The 20532-nt window shown below is 70.1% G+C and carries 19 protein-coding genes; 8 read left to right on the top strand and 11 right to left on the bottom strand.

From position 1 onward, the window contains the following. Positions 1–51 precede the first annotated feature (51 nt). Positions 52–984 (bottom strand): serine/threonine-protein kinase, encoded by a 933-nt coding sequence (locus JIG36_RS02815; protein ID WP_203374990.1) that lies wholly within the window; start codon positions 982–984, stop codon positions 52–54. A 162-nt stretch (positions 985–1146) separates the two neighbouring features. Here JIG36_RS02815 and JIG36_RS02810 point away from each other — a divergent pair, with 162 nt between their 5' ends. Beyond that, on the top strand, positions 1147–1554 hold the full coding sequence (locus tag JIG36_RS02810; protein ID WP_203374377.1) for a hypothetical protein: 408 nt from the start codon (positions 1147–1149) through the stop codon (positions 1552–1554). A 51-nt stretch (positions 1555–1605) separates the two neighbouring features. Here JIG36_RS02810 and JIG36_RS02805 read toward each other — a convergent pair whose 3' ends face one another. From JIG36_RS02805 to JIG36_RS02785, 5 genes are all read right to left on the bottom strand, one after another. Further along, positions 1606–2154 carry a SigE family RNA polymerase sigma factor gene (locus JIG36_RS02805; RefSeq protein WP_203374376.1) on the bottom strand — a complete coding sequence of 183 codons (549 nt, stop codon included), beginning with the start codon at positions 2152–2154 and terminating at the stop codon, positions 1606–1608. Further along, positions 2151–3140, bottom strand: a complete 990-nt coding sequence (locus JIG36_RS02800; protein WP_203374375.1) for a hypothetical protein — start codon at positions 3138–3140, stop codon at positions 2151–2153. Before JIG36_RS02800 ends, JIG36_RS02805 begins: the two co-directional genes overlap by 4 nt. 82 nt (positions 3141–3222) lie before the next feature. After that, positions 3223–4239, bottom strand: coding sequence for a LacI family DNA-binding transcriptional regulator (locus tag JIG36_RS02795; protein WP_203374374.1), 1017 nt, complete (start codon positions 4237–4239; stop codon positions 3223–3225). Positions 4240–4259: 20 nt separating this feature from the next. After that, a complete protein-coding gene (locus JIG36_RS02790) occupies positions 4260–5402 on the bottom strand; it encodes an MFS transporter (protein ID WP_203374373.1) in 1143 nt (380 codons plus the stop codon). Further along, positions 5399–6235, bottom strand: coding sequence for a PhnD/SsuA/transferrin family substrate-binding protein (locus JIG36_RS02785; RefSeq protein ID WP_203374372.1), 837 nt, complete (start codon positions 6233–6235; stop codon positions 5399–5401). The genes JIG36_RS02790 and JIG36_RS02785 overlap by 4 nt, the downstream gene beginning before the upstream one ends. A gap of 144 nt (positions 6236–6379) precedes the next feature. On the opposite strand from JIG36_RS02785, the gene JIG36_RS02780 reads away from it, so the two are divergent. The 7 genes from JIG36_RS02780 (at position 6380) to JIG36_RS02750 (ending at position 14853) form a co-directional block, all read left to right on the top strand. Continuing rightward, positions 6380–7618, top strand: coding sequence for an amino acid ABC transporter substrate-binding protein (locus JIG36_RS02780; protein ID WP_203374371.1), 1239 nt, complete (start codon positions 6380–6382; stop codon positions 7616–7618). Between the two features lie 7 nt (positions 7619–7625). Further along, positions 7626–8504 carry a branched-chain amino acid ABC transporter permease gene (locus JIG36_RS02775; RefSeq protein WP_203374370.1) on the top strand — a complete coding sequence of 293 codons (879 nt, stop codon included), beginning with the start codon at positions 7626–7628 and terminating at the stop codon, positions 8502–8504. Beyond that, entirely contained in the window at positions 8501–10309 is a 1809-nt protein-coding gene (locus JIG36_RS02770; protein ID WP_236045490.1) for a branched-chain amino acid ABC transporter ATP-binding protein/permease, read from the top strand. Before JIG36_RS02775 ends, JIG36_RS02770 begins: the two co-directional genes overlap by 4 nt. Beyond that, the gene (locus JIG36_RS02765; protein ID WP_203374369.1) at positions 10296–11099 is read left to right on the top strand and encodes an ABC transporter ATP-binding protein; all 804 of its coding nucleotides are present in this window, start codon (positions 10296–10298) and stop codon (positions 11097–11099) included. Before JIG36_RS02770 ends, JIG36_RS02765 begins: the two co-directional genes overlap by 14 nt. A gap of 1 nt (position 11100) precedes the next feature. Further along, the gene (locus tag JIG36_RS02760; RefSeq protein ID WP_203374368.1) at positions 11101–12027 is read left to right on the top strand and encodes an NAD(P)-dependent oxidoreductase; all 927 of its coding nucleotides are present in this window, start codon (positions 11101–11103) and stop codon (positions 12025–12027) included. Further along, a complete protein-coding gene (locus tag JIG36_RS02755; protein WP_203374367.1) occupies positions 12024–13262 on the top strand; it encodes a M24 family metallopeptidase in 1239 nt (412 codons plus the stop codon). The genes JIG36_RS02760 and JIG36_RS02755 overlap by 4 nt, the downstream gene beginning before the upstream one ends. A gap of 169 nt (positions 13263–13431) precedes the next feature. Next, complete coding sequence (locus JIG36_RS02750) at positions 13432–14853, top strand: NAD-dependent succinate-semialdehyde dehydrogenase (RefSeq protein ID WP_307872538.1); 1422 nt, start codon at positions 13432–13434, stop codon at positions 14851–14853. A gap of 56 nt (positions 14854–14909) precedes the next feature. Here JIG36_RS02750 and JIG36_RS02745 read toward each other — a convergent pair whose 3' ends face one another. Genes JIG36_RS02745 through JIG36_RS02725 form a run of 5 tightly spaced genes read right to left on the bottom strand, consistent with a single transcriptional unit; the run spans position 14910 to position 20485 of the window. Beyond that, positions 14910–16736: a YVTN family beta-propeller repeat protein gene (locus tag JIG36_RS02745; RefSeq protein ID WP_203374366.1), complete on the bottom strand. Its 1827-nt coding sequence runs from the start codon at positions 16734–16736 to the stop codon at positions 14910–14912. A 51-nt stretch (positions 16737–16787) separates the two neighbouring features. Then, positions 16788–18890, bottom strand: coding sequence for a molybdopterin cofactor-binding domain-containing protein (locus JIG36_RS02740; protein WP_203374365.1), 2103 nt, complete (start codon positions 18888–18890; stop codon positions 16788–16790). Continuing rightward, a complete protein-coding gene (locus JIG36_RS02735) occupies positions 18883–19344 on the bottom strand; it encodes a (2Fe-2S)-binding protein (RefSeq protein ID WP_203374364.1) in 462 nt (153 codons plus the stop codon). Before JIG36_RS02735 ends, JIG36_RS02740 begins: the two co-directional genes overlap by 8 nt. After that, the gene (locus JIG36_RS02730; protein ID WP_203374363.1) at positions 19344–19988 is read right to left on the bottom strand and encodes a GntR family transcriptional regulator; all 645 of its coding nucleotides are present in this window, start codon (positions 19986–19988) and stop codon (positions 19344–19346) included. Before JIG36_RS02730 ends, JIG36_RS02735 begins: the two co-directional genes overlap by 1 nt. Further along, complete coding sequence (locus JIG36_RS02725) at positions 19985–20485, bottom strand: VOC family protein (protein ID WP_203374362.1); 501 nt, start codon at positions 20483–20485, stop codon at positions 19985–19987. Before JIG36_RS02725 ends, JIG36_RS02730 begins: the two co-directional genes overlap by 4 nt. Positions 20486–20532 lie beyond the last annotated feature (47 nt).

Raw genomic sequence — 20532 nt, 5'->3', positions numbered from 1 at the left:
GTAGGAGGAACGGCCGGGCAGCAGGCGGATCGGCTGCGGGGCGGCTGCTCCTCACGGTAGGCGGGCTGGGACGCTGGTCGTCACGGCCGGGCCGGGGCTGTGCAAAGGATCGGCCCCGGCGGCCGGCCCGAACAGCAGGACCCCGCTCGCGACGACCAGTGCCGCACCCGCGGCGGCGGTGGCGGCGATCAGCGGCCGCCGGGTCAGCAACGGCAACGGCGGACGCAGCACGGCGGCCAGGCCTTCGCGGGCCTGCGCGGCCGTGCACCGCTCCCGCGGGTCCCGGGCCAGCAGCGCGGCGATCACGTCGTGCAGCGGGCCCGGGTGCCGCGGTGGATCCGGGTCCTCGTTCTGCAGAGCGGTCAGCGTGCCGATCTGGGTCGCCCGGTCGTACGGCGGGCGGCCCTCCACGGCGGCGTAGAGGGTGGCGCCCAGCGACCACAGGTCCGTGTTCTCGCTCGACTCCCCGAGCCGGGCCCGTTCCGGTGCGACGAAGGCCGGCGTGCCCATCAGGAACCCGGCCTGCGGGTCGGGCGCGACGGCCCCGATCGTGGCCAGCCCGAAGTCGGTGAGCACGACCCGGCCGTCCGGCCCGATCAGGACGTTGCGGGGCTTGACGTCGTGGTGCAGCACCCCGGCCGCGTGCGCCGCCGAAAGCGCGTCGAGCAGCACCAGGCCGATCCGGGCGGCCCGGCGGTGCGGCAGCGGCCCGTCCTGCTCGACCACCTCGTGCAGCGAGCGCGACGGCACGAGCTCCATGACGATCCACGACCTTCCGGGCATGCTCACCACGTCGAAGACCCGCACCACGTTCGGATGGTCGAGCCGGGCCGCGGACCGGGCCTCCCGCACCGAGTCGCCGGGTGAGGCCAGCACCTCCTTGACCGCCACCGGCCGGCCCAGCAACTCGTCCCAGGCCTGCCACACCTGCCCCATGCCGCCCCGGCCGACCAGCGTGATCAGCCGGTATCGTCCGGCCACCATCTCGGACACGCCAACCCCCAGACCTTGTTGTCCAGGCATTCGGAGCGGTTTCCCGTACGGCTTGGTGCCCCCGATCGGGTGACCAAAATGCGTATTTAATCCCTTTCGTCCCATACGTGGTTCTCTGGAATCGCAAGACGTTATGTCGAGAGGGGAAGAGAAATGAACCGCGTTACCCGTCTTCTGGCCATCGCCGGCCTGGGGCTCGGCACCGTGACGATCGCGGCGGCTCCGGCCCAGGCCGCGACCGGCACCGCGCAGGGCGCTTCGTCGACCACGTCCTCGGCTTCGAGCTCGTACCGGGGCTGGGACGACGACGAGGTTGTCGGCTACTTCCGGTCGCTGCGCACCTGTGAGCGCGTCGGCCGGATCGGCGAGATCCGCGACCGCTGGGACGACTACGACTGCGACCGCGTGCGTGGCGGCTTCGGCCGTGGCGCGTGGGTCCTCACGGTCGAGGACTGGAACGACAACTGGGACAACGACAACTGGTACTACGGTGGCGTCTACAACAACTGGCGCGGCGGCGACTGGCGCGGCGCGTGGACGCACTGGTTCCACCGTCGCTGAACAACCGATCACGGAACGGGCCGCGCCGTCTGACGCGGCCCGATCTCACGATCACGGAACGGGTCGCACCGGCTGGTGCGGCCCGTTTTCCGTGAACGCCTCGGCCAGCGGGCCACCGGCCTGCCGCAGCGCGGCGATCGCCCGGCTGGCCCGGCTCTTCACCGTGCCGGTCGAGCAGCCGAGCTGGGCCGCGATCTCCTGTTCGGACAGCCCGGCCCAGTAGCGCAGAACCAGCACCACGCGCTGCGCCGCGGGCAGCCCCCGCAGCGCCTCCAGCACGACTTCGGCGGTGTCGCGATCGGCGTACGCGTCCCCGCCCGCGGCCCGCTCGGGCGGAGCGGCCGCCGGGACCTCCCGCCGCCACAACCGCTTTCCCGCCCGCCACGCGGCCCGGACCATCACCCGGCGCGTGTACGCCTCCGGGTCGCCCTGCTCGTGCAGACGCCGCCACGCCCGGAACGTCTTCACCAGCGCCTCCTGCGCCAGATCCTCGCCGTGCCCACGGTCGCCGGTGAGCAGCGTGCCGTAGCGGGTCAGCGCCGGATAGCGGGAGGAGACGAACTCGGCGAACCCCGGCGGAGTGCGGTCCGTGCCGCTCATCGGACCTCGATCCCGAACAGCCGGGTCAGCTCGCGGACGGCGCTGTCGCTGAGCTTCACCCGCCCGCCCTGATCCGAGAAGGCCTCCTGACAGTCCTCGCCGAGGGTCACGACGATGAAGGCGTCCGCGATCAGCAGCGCGCCCGGGTCATCGGGGGCAGCGCAGGCGTCCTCGGGGCTGACCACTTTCCTCTGGTCGCGCAGGAGGCTGGTCACCTTCCCGATCGTCGCCGCATCCGTGATCCGGCCGTGGCTCGCGAGCGTGAACTTGCCCGAGGCGTCCGGCCGGGTGAAGTCGGCCGAGCGCACCGACGCGGGCAGGTTGAGCCGGCCGCTCCCGGTGGGCTCGGTGGTGATCGTGTCGACGATGGCCCGGGATGCGGGACCGTCGAGATAGAAGTCGACTTCCACCCTCGACCACGGCAGCACCATGGTGGTCTGGCTGGTGGTGAAGGCGTGCTCGCCGACCAGGGCCGGTTCGCCGCCGCGCAGGGTGAACAGGGGCAGCGGGGTGAACACGTCGTCGCCGGGTGCCTCCAGGATCGAACCGACGGGGTAGGCGTTGGTTCTGACGGCCGACACCCTGATCGAGGAGGTGGAGCAGTCGGCCGCGCCCACCCGGTGGATCATGACCTCGTTGTCCCAGGGCGGGCACTGCTCACCGGATCCCCGGGCGGTGACGCGCCACCCGTCCGGGATGGGCAGCCGCAACGCGCCGGCCACGATCACCCCGTCGACGACCCGGGGTGTCGGTGGCTCCGCCGGCACCACGCCGACCGGAGGCAACGGCCGGTTGACCGTGTGCCGGCTCGCTGCCAGCGCGCCCCCGGCCGCCGCCACGGCCAGAACGCACGCCACCGCTCCGGCCACAACCCGGCGGCGTCGCGCGGCCCGGTGGCGCCCCATCACGGACGCCACCGGGTCGCGGGAACCAGGCTCGACGCCGGCCACCGCGTCGTCCAGCAGCTCCCTGAGAGGCTGTGTCATCGCGTACCCCCGTTGCCGAGTGAACCTGCTTCACCCGTCCCAAAGGCATCGTGCGCGACGCCGGTTCCCTCCGGGCGCGGATTTATTTCGGCGGAGCAGTCGACGCCCTCACGACCAGGGAAGGCGCCAGCAGCACCGAGCGCGGGTGGCGTTCCGGGTCTTCCAGGGTGTCGAGCAGCAGCCGGGCCGACTCGACGCCGATCTCATAGTGAGGGATGGCCACTGTGGTCAGCGGCGGGCGCATCTTGTCGAGGAACGGCATCTCGTTGAAGCCGACCACGCTGATGTCGTCGGGGCAGGTCAGGCCGCGCTCGGCGAACACGTCGTAACAGCCCAGCGCGATCAGGTCGTTGCCGGCGACGACGGCGGTGAACCGCGCGCCCGAGTCGAGCAGCTTTCGCAGCGCCTGGGCGCCCTCGCTCTCGCTCCAGTAGCCACACTCGACGGTCAGGGCCGGGTCGTCGGTCAGCCCGTTGTCGATCATCGCGTGGCGGAACGCGCGGGCGCGGGCCACCCCGGTCGACGTCTGCTGCGGGCCGGCCAGGTGCGCGATGCGGGTGTGGCCGAGCTCGGCCAGGTGGGCCACGGCCATCGCGATGCCGGCGTCGTCGTCCGCGGCCACCGACGGCAGCTCCAGGCCGTCGACCCGGCGGTTGACCAGCACCATCCTCACGCCCGATTGATGCAACCGCTGCAACAGGGGGTGCTCGCGGCGGGCGGTGGCCACGATCAGCCCCTCGACCTGGCGCGAGCGCAGCGACTCGACCTGTGTCTCCTCCCGGCCCGGGTCGTTGTCGGTGTTCACGATCCACGCGTTGTAGCCGGCCGGGGTGAGCACGTCTTCGATGCCGCGCACGATCGGCGGGAACAGCGGGTTGGTCAGGTCGGGGATGACCAGGCCCACCGTGCTGCTGCGGGCGGTTTTGAGGCTGCGCGCGATCGGGTTGGGCTGATAGCCGATCGACTCGGCGGCGCGCAGCACCTTGCGCGCGGTGTCCGCGTTGACCAGCGGGCGGGTCTGCGGGTTGAGCGCGCGGGAAGCGGTCGCGGGGTGCACCCCGGCGAGCTGCGCGACGTCGCGAAGCGTCGGGGCCGTCATCCTTACCACCTTAGGCTCTGTCATGCCGGCCTCCATCGTGCCCTCGCCACCGTGGCGACCAGTCCCAGGGGGATCATGGCCAGACCGAGGCTCGCGTACGCGACGCGATAGTCCCCGGCCTCGGCGGGCCCGGCGAACACGGCCGCCGAGACCGCGCTGCCGGCGAACAGCGACCCGGCGAACAACGACACCATCGTGGCCCGGGCCGCCGGGAGAACCTGGGTCGCCCACGTCTGCAGCGACGAGTGCATCGCCGCCCAGGCCAGCCCGATCAGCACCGCCACCGCCCCGGCCGTCCACACCCCACGCGACATCGTGGCCGCGAAACACGCCACCACCGCGGCGACGGCACCGACCGCGATCAGCGGCCACGCCGGCCACCGCCGCGACAGCACACCGACCAGCCGGGCGAAGATCAGAACGGCGATCCCGTACGTCGCGGTGACCGCCCCGGCCAGGGCGGCGCTGACCCCGGTCGACTCGACGGCCGCGGGCAGCAGGGTGAGCCCCCCGAGCAGGATGCCGCCCTCGACGAACGCGAGAAGCAGCACCAGCAGAGCCCAGCGGGACCGGAACAGCCGGCCGAACTGGGCCAGCGGACCCTCGGGCGGGCGGCTCGCCGGTGGTTCGGGCAGCGCGCGCAGCAGGAAGGCCAGGGTGAGCGCGCACGCCGCCGAGACCAGGAAAGCCGCCCGCCACCCGGCCGCGGCGGCCAGCGCCCCGGCCCCGGCCGAGGCCAGGGCGGTGCCGAGGGCGACCCCGACCATCAGGTTGGTCACCTCGGTCTGGCGCCGTTCGCCCGGCACGGTGTCGCCGACGTAGATCAGGCTGGCCGGGACCGCCGCGCTGAACGCCGCGCCGGTCAGGGCCCGGGCCACCCCGAGCTGCCCGACCGTGGTGACCGCGGACGACCCGGCGGCCGCGACCGCCGCCGCGGTCAGGGTCAGGCGCAACGTGCGGACCCGCCCCAGCCGATCGGAGACGACTCCCCAGATCGGTTGCATGATCCCGTACGCGAGGAAGTAGACCCCGGCCGTCTGGACCACCGCCGCCAGGGGCACGCCGAGACCGGCGGCCAGGGCGATGAGCATCGGCGGCATGAGGAAGCGGTCCATCGTGCTCACGAACGTGGTGGCCTGCAGCAGGCGTACGGGGGAGGTCATTCCAGCGCCGCGGCGAGGGGATCGCCGTCGAGGGCCGGACCGAAGCGGCGGCGCAGGCCGACCAGCGTCTCCAGGGCGGCCCGGTCGACCTTGCCGTCGGCGACGAGACCGTCCTCCGGGCTGCGCAGCCGATCGAGGAAGCGGACGGCGAGCGGCTGGGGGAGTCCGAGCGCATCGACGGCCTCCACGATGACGATGTCGTCGTGCTGCCCGGCGACGATCTCGGCCGCGGTCGTGGTGAGCGCGTCGGCCAGCCAGGTGACCGGGCCGGGCTCGAGGGCCGCGAGAACGGCCCCGAGGTACGGGCCGCAGACCTCCGGCGTACGCGCAAGGGGTCGAAAGCCGGCCGCCTCGGCGTGCAGCTCGTTGCCGGCGTTGAGCATGGTCGCGTCGCACTCCCCGGCCAGCAGGGCCTGCAGACGGTTCGGGGTCGAGCCCAGCGTGACGATCTCGTAGTCGTCGCGGGCCAGCCCCAGGGACTCGGCCAGCGCGTACATGGCGAAAGCGAAGCCGGAACCGGGGACGTCGACCGCGAACCGGGCGCCCTTCCTGGCGGAGCCGTAGAGCGCGAGGCCCATGCCGCGGTCGATCGCCGCCACGATCTCGACCGGCGCGTTGACCCCGAGCGGGTTGACCGGGCTCCAGCGATACGCCAGCACGTTGTCAGGACTGGTCAGCACGGCGTCGTACCCGCCGTCGAGCAGCGTGCGGAACTGGGCCGGCGACGACGGCACCAGCGTCTCGACGACCTCGCGATCGAGGCGGCCGAGCCGGCGGGCGACGCGCAGCAGGACGGACGGGGTGAACGACCCGAGGCGCAGGGGCGGCGTCATGGCAAGCAGTGAACCGCACTCGATTGCAGTGAAGCAAGACTTGATTTACCTGCAACTCTTCGCACCATTGACACACACGTAACACCGTGGTCATCATCACAACGCAAACGATTGCGGCCCCGCTCACCCCTCCTGGAGGGCCAGATGATCGAGAAATCCGTCTCCCGACGATCCGTCCTTGCCGCCTCCCTCGCCGCCACGCTCAGCATCGGCCTGGCCGCGTGCGGCTCGCGTCCTTCCGAGAAGGCCGCCAGTGACACCGACAAACCCCTGGTCATCGGCATCTCGCTGCCGCTGACCGGCGACTTCTCCCAGCCCGGCACCGAGGCCAAACGCGGCTACGAGGTGTGGGCCGACCAGATCAACAAGGCCGGTGGCCTGCTCGGCCGCCAGGTGCAGCTCAAGATCGTGGACGACGCCAGCAACCAGGACACGGTAGTCAGCGACTACACCAAGCTGATCACCCAGGACAAGGTCGACCTGCTCCTCGGCACGTTCTCGTCGCTGCTCAACTACGCCGCCTCGGCCGTGGCCGAGAAGAACCAGATGGTCTTCGTCGAGCCGGCCGGCGGCGCTCCCAACATGTTCACCCGCGGCTTCAAATACCTGTTCTTCGCGCAGCCGGCCACCGCGCCGCACCAGGCCGACGTGTTCGTCGACTGGATCAAGTCGCTGCCCGAGGACCAGAAGCCGAAGACGGCCGCCTATCCGACCCAGGACGACCCGTTCGCGGCGCCGGTCATCGAGAGCATGCAGAAACAGCTCGAGGCGCTCGGCGTGCAGACCGTCTACCAGTCGACCTATCCCGCCGACACCACCAACTTCCAGGCCGTGGCCCAGCAGATGGCGGCCAAGAAGCCCGACCTGATCGCCCAGGGCGCGGTCTTCGAGGACGGCGTCGGTCTGGTCCGCTCGCTCAAGCAGCTGCAGTACTCGCCGAAGATCATGTTCCAGACGTCGGCGCCCAGCAACGCCGGTCAGTACAGCTCCGGTGTCGGCGTGGGCAGCACCGAGGGCGTGTTCTACACGGTCAGCTGGCACCAGGACGCCAAGACCCCGAAGAACGCCGAGTTCGTGACGGACTACAAGGCGAAGTTCGAGAACGCCGACCCGGCCGAGGACGCCGCCGACGCGTACGCGGCCGCCGAAGTCCTCGCCGCCGGTGTGACCGCGGTCGGCGCCGTCGACCAGGCCAAGATCGCCGACTGGTTGCACGCCAACGAGGTCACCACCATCCTCGGTCCGCTCAGCTGGGAAGCCACCGGCGAGCCGAAGGGCAAGTTCCTGCTCGGCCAGTGGCAGAGCGGCAAGGCCCAGGTGGTGGCGCCGGCCGAGGCGGCCACGACCCAGAACGTCGTGAACCCCAAGCCCGACTGGAAGTGAGCGGCTCATGGCCCAGTTCGTCCAGGCGCTCGCGCTCGGTGTGCTGATCGGCGGCATCTACGCCCTGATGGCCAGCGGTCTGACGCTGATCTTCGGGGTGCTGCGGATCGTCAACATCGCGCAGGGTGCGTTCCTCATCCTCGTCGCGACCTTCACGTGGTGGCTGTGGCGGGCGACCGGGCTCGACCCGATCCTCGCCTCGGTGATCACCGCCCCGCTGATGTTCGGGCTCGGGTGGGTGCTCTACCGGTTCGTGATCAGCCGCATCCGCGGGCAGGCGGCGTCGATGTCGGTGCTGCTGACGTTCGGCCTCGCCCTGGTCATCGAGGGCGTGCTGAACATCGTGACCGGCAACCGGTTCCGGTCGGCGACTCCCGCCTATTTCGAGGAGAGCTTCCGGCTGGGCGACATCCTGCTTCCCAAGGCACAGGTGTACGGCTTCCTGGCCGCCGTCGCCGTGCTCGGGGGGCTCTATCTGGTGCTCACCCGCACCTGGACGGGCCGGGCCATCCGCGCCACCTCCCAGAACCCGTCGGCCGCCGCTCTTGTCGGCATCGGCGCGACGGCCACCGCCGCTCTGGCGTTCGCGCTCGGCAGCGCCAGCGCCGGGGTGGGCGGGTCGATCCTCTCGGTCCTCTACCCGTTCTTCCCGGCCTCGCACTACGACTGGATCTCCCGGCTGCTCGGCATCGTCGTGCTCGGCGGCATGGGCAGCCTGCCCGGCGCCCTGTGCGGAGCTCTGATCCTCGGGCTGGCCGAGACATTGACGGCCACGTACGGGTCGTTGCAGTGGTCGACGCTGGTCTTCTACCTCGTGATCATGGTCGTGCTGCTGGTCCGTCCCCAGGGTCTGTTCGGCGCCCGGCTCAGGGAGGACGCAGCATGAACTTCCTGCGTCGCATTCCCCGGCAGCATCTGATCGCCGGCATCGTCCTTCTGCTGCTGGTGCTCTACCCGGTCGTCAACCCGTGGCAGCCCTACCCCCAGGGCGTCATGCTGATCGCGTTCCTGCTGGCCATCCAGGCATCCAGCTGGAACATCATCTCCGGGTACGCGGGATACATCTCCCTCGGGCACAGCATGTTCCTCGGCCTGGGTTCGTACACGGCGGCCATCATCGCCCTGCACACCGGCGTCAACCCGCTCTGGGTCGCCCCGCTCGGCGGTGTCACGGCCGTGGTCATCGCGATCGTGTTCGGCTCGGTCGTGCTGCGCACCCGCGGCCACGCCTTCGTCATCATCACCATCGCGCTGCTGCTGTCGGCCCAGATCGTCGCCACCAACTGGGACGGTCTGACCAACGGCTCGGACGGCATCACGCTCGAACTGCCGTTCTGGAGCGCCGACTTCCAGAACATCCCGTTCTACTACGCGTTCCTCATCCTGCTCGTGCTGACCGTGCTGTTCAGCGCGTGGATCGCCCGCACCAAGTTCGGCACCGGGCTGATCGCCATCCGCGAGGACGAGGGCAAAGCGGCCTCGATCGGGGTCAACACCACCGTCTTCAAGATCCTGGCGTACGCGGCCAGCAGCTTCTTCATCGGCGCGGCGGGCGGGGTGTACGCGTACTACCAGACCTTCCTCAACCCGGTGGGCGCGTTCGCCATCCTGGGCAGCGTCCTGATCGTCCTCTCGGCGCTGCTGGGCGGGCGGGGGTCGCTCTACGGGCCGGTGATCGGCGCGTTCATCGTCTCGCTGGTCAACGAGGCGGCGACCGTGTACGGCGGCAGCACCCAGTCCCGCGTGCTCATCCTCGGCCTGATCCTCGTCGCCGTCGTGCTGTTCCTGCCGGCCGGGCTGCTGCCCACGCTGCAGGCCGCCTGGCGTAAGCGGCACCCGGTCGAGACCAAGTACACCGACCAGACCGGGGCCCTGTCCCATCAGACCGTGGCCGTGGTCCGGGAGCGACTTCCCGACGCCCCCGTCACGCCGGGGCCGCTGCTCGAGGTGCGCGGCGTCTCGAAACGGTTCGGCGGGCTGGTCGCGGTCGACAACGCCGACCTGACCGTGGAACGCGGATCGATCACGGCGCTGATCGGGCCCAACGGCTCCGGCAAGACGACCCTGTTCAACCTGATCACCGGGAACATGCCGGTCGACTCGGGCACGATCACGTTCAACGGCAAGCGGATCGAGAAGCTGGCCCCCTGGACCCGCGGGCACCTCGGGCTCGGCCGCACGTTCCAGGTGACCCGGCTGTTCAAGGACATGACCGTGCTGCAGAACGTGGTCGCGCCGCTGCCGGACGGGCGGCTGCGGACCATGTTCGCCGACGCCGTCAGCGGTCACGAGGCCGCCCGGGCGCGCGACCTGCTCGGCGTCGTCGGGCTGGCCCGGTTCGCCGACCAGCGGGCGGGCGAACTCTCGTACGGGCAGCAGAAGTTGGTCGAACTCGCCCAGGTGCTGATGCTCTCGCCGGAACTGATCCTGCTCGACGAACCCGCCGGCGGCGTCAACCCGTCGCTGCTGGGCCGGCTCACCGGGGTCATCCGCGAACTCAACCAGGCCGGTGTCACGTTCCTGGTCGTCGAGCACAACATCCCGCTCGTGCTCGACCTGTGCGACCCGGTGCACGTGTTCGCCCGCGGCTCGTGCATCGCGTCCGGGCCACCGCAGCAGATCCGCGAGGACCCGGTGGTGCTCGACGCGTATCTCGGCGACGACTGGAGGCCGCAGGATGCTCACGCTTGAGAACGTCACCGCCGGCTACGGCAACGGCGGCAACGTGCTGCAGGGCGTCGACCTGCACTGCGCCGACAACACGATCACCTGCATCGTCGGCCCCAACGGCGCCGGCAAGTCCACGGTGCTCAAAGTGATCAGTGGGCTGCTGAAATGCCGTACGGGAAAGATCGAAATGGGTGGGGTGGCTCTGCACCCGCTGTCGCCCGACCGGATCCTGGCCCACGGGATCACCCAGGTGCCGCAGTCACAGGCGCTGTTCCCGGGCATGACCGTGCGCGAGAACGTGATGCTCGGCGGATTCATGATCCGGCGCGACCGCAAGCTGCTGGCCTCGCGGTACGCGTCGATCGTGGACCGCATCCCGATCGTCGCCGAACGCGCGGCCGACCACGCCGGCAACCTGTCCGGCGGGCAGCGCCGCATGGTCGAGATCGCGCGCTGCCTGATGCTCGACCCCAAGCTGCTGCTGCTCGACGAGCCGTCGCTCGGGCTCGACCCGCGCAGCCTGGCCGGGGTGGCGACGCTGATCCAGAGCCTCAACGCCGGTGGCACGACCGTGCTGCTGGTCGAGCAGAACGTGCGGCTGGGTCTCGGCCTGGCCACCCACGGCGTCGTGATGGAGGGCGGCAAGGTCCGTCTCACCGGGACCGCCGCCGAGGTTCGTGACCACCCCGAGATGGCTTCGCTGTATCTCGGCGGTTCCGCGCCCGCATCGCCTGTTTGGTCGTCGTCGCCGCCGGTTTCGTCGCCGCCTGCGTCACCCGCTTCGCCCGCGTCGTCCCAGAGGAGTAATTGAGATGTCGGAAAACCTCACCGTCGGCTGGATCGGCGCGGGACGGATGGGTGCCTCGATGGTGTCCCGGCTGGACCGCGCCGGTTACGCCCCCGTGGTTTGGAACCGGACCCGCTCCAAGGCCGAAGCCACCGGCTGCACCGTCGTCGACAGCATCGCCGACCTGCGTTCCCTGGACGTGGTGTTCACGATGGTCTCCACTCCGGCCGACCTGGAAGAGGTGCTGCTCGGGGAGGATGGGCTGCTCGCCGACCCCGCGTCCGTGCCCGCGGTGCTCGTCGACTGCTCGACGGTCTCGACCGAGTCGTCCGAGCTCGTACGTGCCGAATGTCTGTCCCGTGGTGTGGCGTTCCTGGCCGCCCCGGTCAGTGGCAACGGCAAGGTGGCGGCGGCGGGCAAGCTGTCGATCGCCGCGTCCGGTCCTGCGGAGACGTTCGACCAGGTCGAGCCGCTGCTCTCGGCGATCGGAAAATCGGTTACGTACGTGGGGGAGGGCGACGTGGCCCGCCTCGTGAAGATCTGCCACAACCTGATGCTCGGCGTGGTCACCCAGTGCATGGCCGAGATCACGGTCCTGGCCGAGAAGGGCGGCGTCTCCCGGGCGGCGTTCCTCGACTTCCTCAACGACAGCGTGATGGGCTCGGTGTTCACCCGCTACAAGTCGCCGGCCTTCGTGAACCTGGACTACACGCCCACGTTCACGCCGCTGCTGCTGCGCAAGGACTTCGACCTGGGGCTCGCGGTCGGCCACGAACTCGACGTGCCGATGCCGCTGGCCGCGCTGACCGCTCAGCTGGTGCAGCAGACCGTCTCCAGCGGCCGGGTCACCGAGGACTTCGCGATCCTGCTCGACCAGCAGGCGGCCGCCTCCGGTATGACCTTGAAGCCCGAGGACACCCAGGTCGACGACGGTCTCGGGAGCGAGTCATGAGCCGGCCCATCGCCGCCCCCGGGCACATGGCGGTCGACTACGAGGAGCGCATCAACTTCGACCGGCTGCGCCGCTACCGCCTCGAACGCGCCCAGAAGGCCCTGGCCGGCTCGGAGTGCGGCGCGTTCCTGCTGTTCGACTTCTACAACATCCGCTACACCACGCAGACGTGGATCGGCGGGGCGCTGGGCGACAAGATGACCCGGTACGCGCTGCTCACCCGTACGGGCGGGCCGACGCTCTGGGACTTCGGCTCGGCGGCACGCCACCACAAGCTGTACGCGCCGTGGCTCGACGAGTCCGACTGCCGCGCGGGCATGCTGGGGATGCGCGGCGCGATCGCCCCGTCGGCCGGGTTGATGGAGTCCGCCGTACGGGAAATCAAAGGAATGCTCGACGACGCCGGGCTGGCCGATGCGCCGGTCGGGGTGGACATCGTCGAACCGGCGTTCCTGTTCGAGATGCAGCGCCAGGGCCTGAAGGTCGTCGACTGCCAGCAGCTGATGCTCGACGCGAGGCTGATCAAGTCGCAGGACGAGATCATGCTGCTCAACCAGGCCGCGGCCATGGTCGACGGCGTCTACCAGGACATCGTCGAGGTGCTCAAACCCGGCATCCGCGAGAACGAGATCGTGGCGATGGCCAACAAGCGCCTGTACGAGATGGGGTCCGACCAGGTCGAGGCGATCAACGCGGTCAGCGGCGAACGCTGCAACCCGCACCCGCACAACTTCTCGGACCGCATCATCCGCCCCGGGGACCAGGCGTTCTTCGACATCATCCACTCGTTCAACGGCTACCGGACCTGCTACTACCGCACGCTCGGGGTCGGGCGGTCGACGGCGTCGCAGCGCTCGGCGTACAAGAAGGCCCGCGAGTGGATGGACGCGGCGATCGCGGTGGTACGCCCCGGCGTGGGGACGGACGAGATCGCGGCGGTGTGGCCGAAGGCGACCGAGTTCGGGTTCGAGAACGAGATGGCGGCGTTCGGCCTGCAGTTCGGGCACGGGCTGGGGCTGGGACTGCACGAGCGGCCGATCATCTCGCGCTTGAACAGCATGACGGCGCCGGTGGAGCTGCAGGTGGGGATGGTGTTCGCGCTGGAGACGTATTGCCCGGCCGACGACGGTTTCTCGGCCGCCCGCATCGAGGAGGAGGTGGTCGTGACCGCAGACGGCCCCCGGATCCTGACGTTGTTCCCCGCCGAGGATCTCGTCGTAGCCAACCCCTACTAGATCACCTGCAACTGGATCACCTGCAGCTGGATCACCTGCAACTGGCCCTACCCCACCACTCCCTGGGGGACGAGCCTCGGACAATTTATCACTTGTCAAGCCCCTCCCGAGGCCTGTCCACAGTGGCCGCTTGTCCACAAAGCCGTTTGACATTCTAGGAGAGCTACGAGTGGAGACTGATCTCTTCATCGGCGGCAAGTGGGTGCCGGCCGAATCCCGCTTCGACGTGCTCGACCCCGCGACCGGCGACGTGATCGCGTCGGTCGCGGACGGCACGGTCGACAACGCGCTCGCCGCCGTCGACGCCGCGTACACCGCCGCCGCCGACTGGGCCTCCACCGCGCCCCGGGTGCGTTCGGAGATCCTTCGTACGGCGTACGGGCTCATGACCGAACGCGCCGACGAGCTGGCCCAGCTGGTCAGCCTCGAGAACGGGAAAGCCCTCGTGGACGCGAAGGGCGAGGTGGCGTACGCGGCCGAGTTCTTCCGTTGGTACGCCGAGGAAGCCGTGCGGGCGGCGGGCTCGATCGCGACCGCCCCCTCCGGCGCGAACCGCATCCTGGTCACCCGGCAGCCGGTCGGCGTGTGTGTGCTGGTCACGCCGTGGAACTTCCCGGCCGCCATGGCCACCCGCAAGATCGGTCCGGCGCTGGCGGCCGGCTGCACCGTCGTCCTCAAACCGGCCAGCGACACCCCGCTCACCGCACTGGCCATGGCGGCGATCCTGGCCGAGGCCGGTGTCCCCGCCGGCGTGGTCAATGTGCTGCCGTCTCGCAGCTCGGGCAAGGTCGTCTCGGCGATGTTGCACGATTCCCGCGTACGCAAGGTGTCCTTCACCGGCTCCACCGAGGTCGGCCGCATCCTGCTCGCCCAGGCCGCCGACAACGTGGTGAACACGTCGATGGAGCTGGGTGGCAACGCGCCGTTCCTGGTCTTCGCCGACGCCGACCTGGACGCGGCGATCGAGGGCGCGATGATCGCGAAGATGCGTAACGGCGGCGAGGCCTGTACGGCCGCGAACCGCTTCTATGTCGAGGAATCCGTCGCCGCCGAGTTCGCCGCCCGCCTGACGTCCCGCATGTCCGCCCTGCGCGTGGGCCCCGGCGTCTCGCCCGACACCCAGGTCGGCCCGCTGGTCAACGAGGACACCGTCGCCAAGGTCGACTCCCTGGTCCAAGCCGCCGTCTCCGGCGGCGCCACGGCGACCACCGGCGGCGCCCGCCCTTCCGGAGCAGGCTTCTACTACCCGCCCACGGTGCTGACCGGCGTCTCACCGTCCGCCGCGATCCTCCGCGAGGAGATCTTCGGCCCGGTCGCGCCCATCGTCACGTTCACGTCGGAGGCCGAGGCGGTGGCGATGGCCAACGACACCGAGTACGGCCTGGTCGCGTACGTCTACACCACCGACCTCGCCCGCGGCCTGCGCGTGAGCGAGGCCATCGAGGCCGGGATGATCGGCCTGAACCGTGGCCTGGTCAGCGATCCCGCGGCCCCCTTCGGAGGCGTGAAGCAGAGCGGAATCGGCCGAGAGGGCGGCCACGAGGGCATGCTCGACTACCTCGAATCCAAATACATAGCCACCACCTGGTAACTCCCGAATCTGCTGAGCCCGGTGCACCGCTCCCGCACCGGGCTCAGCCTCAGCCCTCAGCCGGCCCGTTCCGCTCCGGTGTCGATGATCGAGACGGTGTCCTTGGCCGGGTCGGCCACATAGAGAGTGGTGCCGTCCGGGCTGAGCGCCATGCCTTCCGCGCTTCTACCCGCCCGTAGATTGCGAATCACCCGCCGCGACGTTGTGTCGGCGATCGCAATCTTGACCGAGTCGTCGCCGGCCGCGTACAGGCGTCGGCCGTCGCCCGAGACGATCAGGCGCGTCAACCTCCGGCGGCCGCTGATGCTGGCGACGACCCGGTCACGGGCCCGGTCGACGAAGGAAATCTCGGCTCTTCCGCCCACATAGAGGGCGTCCTTCGACACCGCCATGCCGGTCGGACCGGAGCCGACGTGAATCGACCGCATGACCTTGTTACGTGCGGTGTCGATCACCGAGACGGTTTCGTTCCAGAGCTGTGTGACGTAGAGCCGACGCCCGTCCGGCGAGACCGCGACCCCGTTCGGGGCGGCCACGGTGATTCTGGCGACGACCGTGTTCAGGCGGGTGTCGATAACGGCGATCCGGCTGGAGTCGAGATCGGAGGTGACGTACTCGATCACATAGGCGTGGCGCCCGTCCCGACTGATCGCGAGCTCGCCGGCTCTTCCGGTCAGCATCGTCCGGATGACCTTGCGGCTGGAGGTGTCCACGACGGCCAGGCCGGGCTCGATGAATCGGGTCACGTAGAGCCGCCGCCCGTCCGGGGACAACCGGAGATGAAGGGGCTGACCGCCGACCGGAACGGTGGCCGTCACCCGGCGCGTGGCCGGATTAACGACCGACACGGTGCCGGAGGCCGTGTTCGCGACATAGACGAACCGTCCGTCCCGGCTGACCGCCACATCGCTCGGATGGTCGCCGACCCGCACCGAGTCCGGAGCGAAAATTTCGTCGCGCAGCCCCACCACGGACCCGAGGCCGAGCGCGAGGACAACCACCACCGGCGCGATGATCGAGTTGCGGACGCGCCGCTTCGGCGGCGGCGACGGTTTCGGGGGACGCGGAGGCGAGATCCGCTCGGCGATGGCGCGGGCCTCGGCTCGGTCCTTCGTCGCCTGGTCGTGGTCGCCGCGGAGGTCGGAGATCAACGCCCGGTACCGAAAGATGTCGACCCGTTGTGATGCGTCGGCTTGCCGATCCGTGTGGAATTGCAGTGCGCAGGTGAGATCGTCGAAGGCAGCCTTAAGCTCGTTCTCCTGGTGATAGATGTAGGCGCGGATCCGGTCGGCGTCCACGCCGTTCTCCATGAAGATTGCCTCGGTCGCTTCATCGAGCGCCTCGGTGCGATTCCCGGTGAAGGCTTTGAGACGAGCCCGAGCGAGCAGGGCCTTTCGGTGGATCGCCGCGTCTTCGATCTCGGCCAGTGCGTCCACCTCCGTGATCGCCTTACGCAACCGGCCGGCTGCCTCGTAGATCACGGCTCGTAGCTTGCGTGCGGGGACCTCCCGTAGCCCGAGGCTCTCGGCCTGGTCCGCCGCCGCGACGGCTTTCTCGATCTGCCGGTCGCGCAGCAGCGCCTCGGCGAGAACGGCGTATCCCTCGGGCAGGTCCGGGAACTTCTCGGTGAAGGTCTTCGCGGCCTTGACGGCCTCGGTGGGACTGCCCTCGACGAAGACTTCGCGGAGGCGTTGTGCCTTCTTGATCAGACGGCCGCGACGCGAGGCACGAGCCACGGCCGTAAGAGCCAAGACACTTGATCCGGCATACAGATTGGGCGCCATGACGTCGCGCGGGACGTGGTTCCTCTTCTCCGCCAGCTTCTTCGCCCACGGATCGTTATCGGCGGCCTTAATCAGCGCCATGCCGCAGTTTCCACCCACGACGGAGGGGGAGGCATGGCCTGAACGGGCGACCCTGGCTGGGGCGGCGGGTCAGGTGTCGCGATCGATGGCGGCGACGATCGCCTCGGTGGTCAGCGGCAGATCACGCACTCTTACGCCGATCGCGGAGGCCACGGCGTTGGCGATGGCGGCGGCCGTCGGGCCCTGGGCGGCCTCGCCGGCACCGACGGACTTCTCCTCGCTGCCGAGCACCGTGACCTCGATCGCCGGAGTCTGCGAGAAACGCAGGATCGGATATGTCTCCCACGTATCGCTGGTGACCTGGCGCCGGTCGAAGCGGACCCGCTCGACGAGCGTCCAGCTGGCCGACTGCGTGGCGCCGCCTTCGATCTGATTGCGTACGCCGTCCGGGTTGACCACCAGACCGACGTCGACCGCGATGTGCAGCCGGCGCAGCCGCACCTCGGTTTCGGCCTCCACCTCGGCGACGACCGCGCAGTACGCCCCGCGGCCCTTGTAGCGCGCACAGCCCAGCCCGAGCCCGACGCCTTCGGGCAGCTCGCGTCCCCAGCCGGCCGCCTCTGCCGCGGATTCGAGAACCTGCCGTGCCCGTGGATCGCTGAGGTGCGCGAGCCGGAAGTCGAGCGGGTCACGGCCGGCTTCGAGGGCGGCCTCGTCCATGAATGACTCGATCGCGAACACGTTGAGGTGGGCGCCCAGGGCCCGCATCGCCGAGCTGCGCAGCGGCGACTCGATCAGCCGGTGACCGGTGACGCGGCGGCGGGGCAGGTCGTAGCCCGGCAGCGCGTTGCGGGTGCTGCCCGCGCCGGCTTCGGCGGGCGGGTCGACGGCGGCCGGATAGTCGGCCGGCGGATCGAGCAGGGTCGCCGAGAGCAGACCCGGAACGCCACCCGCGTAGCCCGGCCGCGCCGTGTGTCCCTGGCTGTAGACATCGTATTGCCACGACGACAACCGGCCGTCCGCGGTCAGCGTGCCGGCGACGTCGGCCGTCATCGCCGAGCCGAACGGCGCCCATGCCAGCTCGTCCTGACGGCTCCACAGCACCTGGACGGGCGTTCCCGGCACCGCGCGGGCCAGCAGCACCGCATCGAACGCCGCGTCGTCGGCCGCGTTGTGCCCGTAGCAGCCCGCGTTCTCGGCGTGCTCCACCCGGACACCCTCCGGCGCGAGCCCGAGCTCCCGGGCGATGGCCCGCCCCAGCAGGAAGATCCCCTGGCTGTGCGACCACACGTCGACCAGGTCGGCCGCTCGCCACACCGCGACGCCGCAGCTCGGCGCCATCGAGGCGTGCGCGATGAACGGCCGGCTGTAGGTCGCGCGCACCCGCGCACCCGCGGGCGGCTCTTCACCGTCGTCCACCACCGTGATCGTCTCGTGCGGCCCGGCCCGCAGGAACTTGTCGAGCTCGTCCTCATCGGGCAACGAGTCGTGCTCCGCCCATCGCGCCGCCTTCCGCACGACCTCGGCGGCCCGCACCGCAACAGCCTCGTCAGCTGCGAGAATCCCGAGAAAAGAGCCTTCCCGTACGAGCATCACGCCCGCGGGCAACGCCGGCTCGACCGAGAGCAGCCGAGCCCCGCGCGACGGTGGTTTGATCACACGCCCGAACATCTGCCCGGGCAACCGGACGTCCTGGATGTAGCGCGGCCGCCCGAACACCTTGTCCGGCAGGTCGAACCGCGGCACATCAGCACCCACGAACTCCCGCTCCGCCCGCAGCGGAACATCCGGATCAGCCGGCACTTCGAGATCAACCCGCCCGGCCCATTCCGCGTACGAGAACGAGACCGTCCCCGCTCCGGCCGTTCCCTCTGTTGTCGCGTCCGTTCCGGCCGTTCCCGGTGTGGCCGCGCGGACTGCGGCCGAGCTCGCGGCGGCTGCGAACAGTTCACGGACGTTGGCGGCGGCGACCCGCAGAGCCGAGCCCGAGTTCATGATCGACAGGCTGCCCGCGGTGAGCCCCTCGTCGGGACCGTCGGGGCCGGCCGGGAGCATCCTGATCGCTGCGATGTCGACGCCGAGCTGATCGGCGGCGATCTGCGCCAACGCCGTGACGATGCCCTGGCCGAGCTCGACCTTGCCGACCCGCACGGCGATCGTCCCGTCCGCGGCCGGTTGGATCCATCGCGCCAGGATCGGGTTCGCCGCGAGGCCGGGCGGCAGCTCAGCCATCTCCCTCACCTGCCGCCGTGGTTCCGGCTTTCACGACCGCGCGGATCATGCGCTGCTGGGCGCCGCACCGGCACAGGTGGCGGTCGAGGGCGGTGGCCACCTCGTGCTCGTCGGGGTGCGGCCGGCGTTCGAGGAGGGCCGCGGCCGTCATCACGATGCCGGTCACGCAGTAGCCGCACTGCGCGGCCTGCTCGTCGAGGAACGCCTGCTGCACCGGATGCGGCGTCAGGCCCTCGATCGTCACCACCGACTTGCCTTCGAGGGACCACACCGGCGTGTCGCACGACGGCACGGACACGCCGTCGACGTGGACGAAGCAGGCGCCGCACAGGCCCAGCCCACAGCCGAACCGGGCGCCCATCAAGCCGAGCTCGTTGCGTAACACGTACAGCAAAGGGGTCTCGGGGTCGGCCTCGACCCGGCGGGACTCTCCGTTGACCAGGAACTCGATCATCAGTCCTCCCCGAAGACCTCGGGATGCCGGTTGAGTTCTATCCGCGTACGGCGGATGTGCCCGGCCAGGAAACGCCCGGCGTCGACCTCGTCGCCACGGCCCAGCGCGTCCATCAGCAGGCGGTGTTCCGCGTTGACCACCCACCGCCGGCTCGGCCCGCTGAGATGCATGAACGCGCGCCGGTAGTACTGCGTGGAGTTCCAGAGCCGGGTGACCGTCGAGGTCAGGTGGTCGATGCCGCAGGCGCTGTAGGTCCGCAGGTGGAACTCGCGGTCGAGCGCGAGGAACTGCTCGACCTCGACGCCGGCCTCGATCTCGTCCTGGATCTCTTCGAGCCGCAGGAGGTCGCCGGGCGTCAAGAACGGCATGCTCTCGGCCAGGGCTAAGGGTTCCAGCTGCTCGCGCATCTTGTACATGACGTCGACCTCGTGCATGGAGAGCCACGGGACGCGGGCGCCCTTGTTGGGCTCGTGTTCGATCATGCCCTCGGCGGCCAGCATCTGCAGCGCCTCGCGCACCGGCAACCGGCTGGCGCCGAGCTGCTGGGCGATGTCTTCCTGGCGGACACGCTCGCCGGGCGCGATGTGGCCGCCGAGGATGGCCCGGCGCAGATGCTCGGCGACGCGCTGAGTGGCGACGGTCATCGGTGGCTGCCCTCGTCGCGGAAGAAGGCACGCCCGTGCGGGTAGGAGACCAGCTCGAATTGCATGCCCCATGGTGCCAGGAAATAGACCCAGCGCTGACCGTCATGCGGCCCGCGGCTCGCCGTGGGTTCGCCGAGCACCGTGACGTCGTGCGCCCGCAGGTGGGCGACGGCGGCGTCGAGGTCGTCGACATAGAGCGCCACGTGGTGGCCGCCGATGTCGCTGTTGCGCGGCGGCTCGCGGCGCTGACCGGGGCATGTGTAGGAGAAGACCTCGAAGACGGCCTGGCCGCCAAGCCGGAAGAAGCGGTTTTCCGGCACGGTGGCCCGCGGATGCACGTTGAGGTGGTCGGCCATCCACGTGCCCTCGTCGGAGAACGGGCCCAAGGAATAGAGGTATTCGCAGCCGAGCACGTCGACCAGGAAGCGCTGGGCCTCGTCGAGGTCGGGCACGGTGAAGCCGATGTGGTCGAGCCGCTGCAGCCCTGGCATACCCATGGTCGGCACCTCCTGTTGGATCCAATCGACCGTACCGCTCCCGCAGC

It is taken from the genome of Paractinoplanes ovalisporus, from assembly GCF_016834655.1.
Lineage (GTDB): Bacteria > Actinomycetota > Actinomycetes > Mycobacteriales > Micromonosporaceae > Actinoplanes > Actinoplanes ovalisporus.
The sequence above is the reverse complement of the archived record's forward strand: the minus strand, read 5'-3'. Positions and strand labels throughout refer to the sequence as shown.

Coding starts and splice junctions, on each gene's coding strand:
- JIG36_RS02815 (WP_203374990.1), bottom strand. CDS start 984: ATGGTGGCCGGACGATACCGGCTGATCACGCTGGTCGGCCGGGGCGGC.
- JIG36_RS02810 (WP_203374377.1), top strand. CDS start 1,147: ATGAACCGCGTTACCCGTCTTCTGGCCATCGCCGGCCTGGGGCTCGGC.
- JIG36_RS02805 (WP_203374376.1), bottom strand. CDS start 2,154: ATGAGCGGCACGGACCGCACTCCGCCGGGGTTCGCCGAGTTCGTCTCC.
- JIG36_RS02800 (WP_203374375.1), bottom strand. CDS start 3,140: ATGACACAGCCTCTCAGGGAGCTGCTGGACGACGCGGTGGCCGGCGTC.
- JIG36_RS02795 (WP_203374374.1), bottom strand. CDS start 4,239: ATGACGGCCCCGACGCTTCGCGACGTCGCGCAGCTCGCCGGGGTGCAC.
- JIG36_RS02790 (WP_203374373.1), bottom strand. CDS start 5,402: ATGACCTCCCCCGTACGCCTGCTGCAGGCCACCACGTTCGTGAGCACG.
- JIG36_RS02785 (WP_203374372.1), bottom strand. CDS start 6,235: ATGACGCCGCCCCTGCGCCTCGGGTCGTTCACCCCGTCCGTCCTGCTG.
- JIG36_RS02780 (WP_203374371.1), top strand. CDS start 6,380: ATGATCGAGAAATCCGTCTCCCGACGATCCGTCCTTGCCGCCTCCCTC.
- JIG36_RS02775 (WP_203374370.1), top strand. CDS start 7,626: ATGGCCCAGTTCGTCCAGGCGCTCGCGCTCGGTGTGCTGATCGGCGGC.
- JIG36_RS02770 (WP_236045490.1), top strand. CDS start 8,501: ATGAACTTCCTGCGTCGCATTCCCCGGCAGCATCTGATCGCCGGCATC.
- JIG36_RS02765 (WP_203374369.1), top strand. CDS start 10,296: ATGCTCACGCTTGAGAACGTCACCGCCGGCTACGGCAACGGCGGCAAC.
- JIG36_RS02760 (WP_203374368.1), top strand. CDS start 11,101: ATGTCGGAAAACCTCACCGTCGGCTGGATCGGCGCGGGACGGATGGGT.
- JIG36_RS02755 (WP_203374367.1), top strand. CDS start 12,024: ATGAGCCGGCCCATCGCCGCCCCCGGGCACATGGCGGTCGACTACGAG.
- JIG36_RS02740 (WP_203374365.1), bottom strand. CDS start 18,890: ATGGCTGAGCTGCCGCCCGGCCTCGCGGCGAACCCGATCCTGGCGCGA.
- JIG36_RS02735 (WP_203374364.1), bottom strand. CDS start 19,344: ATGATCGAGTTCCTGGTCAACGGAGAGTCCCGCCGGGTCGAGGCCGAC.
- JIG36_RS02730 (WP_203374363.1), bottom strand. CDS start 19,988: ATGACCGTCGCCACTCAGCGCGTCGCCGAGCATCTGCGCCGGGCCATC.
- JIG36_RS02725 (WP_203374362.1), bottom strand. CDS start 20,485: ATGGGTATGCCAGGGCTGCAGCGGCTCGACCACATCGGCTTCACCGTG.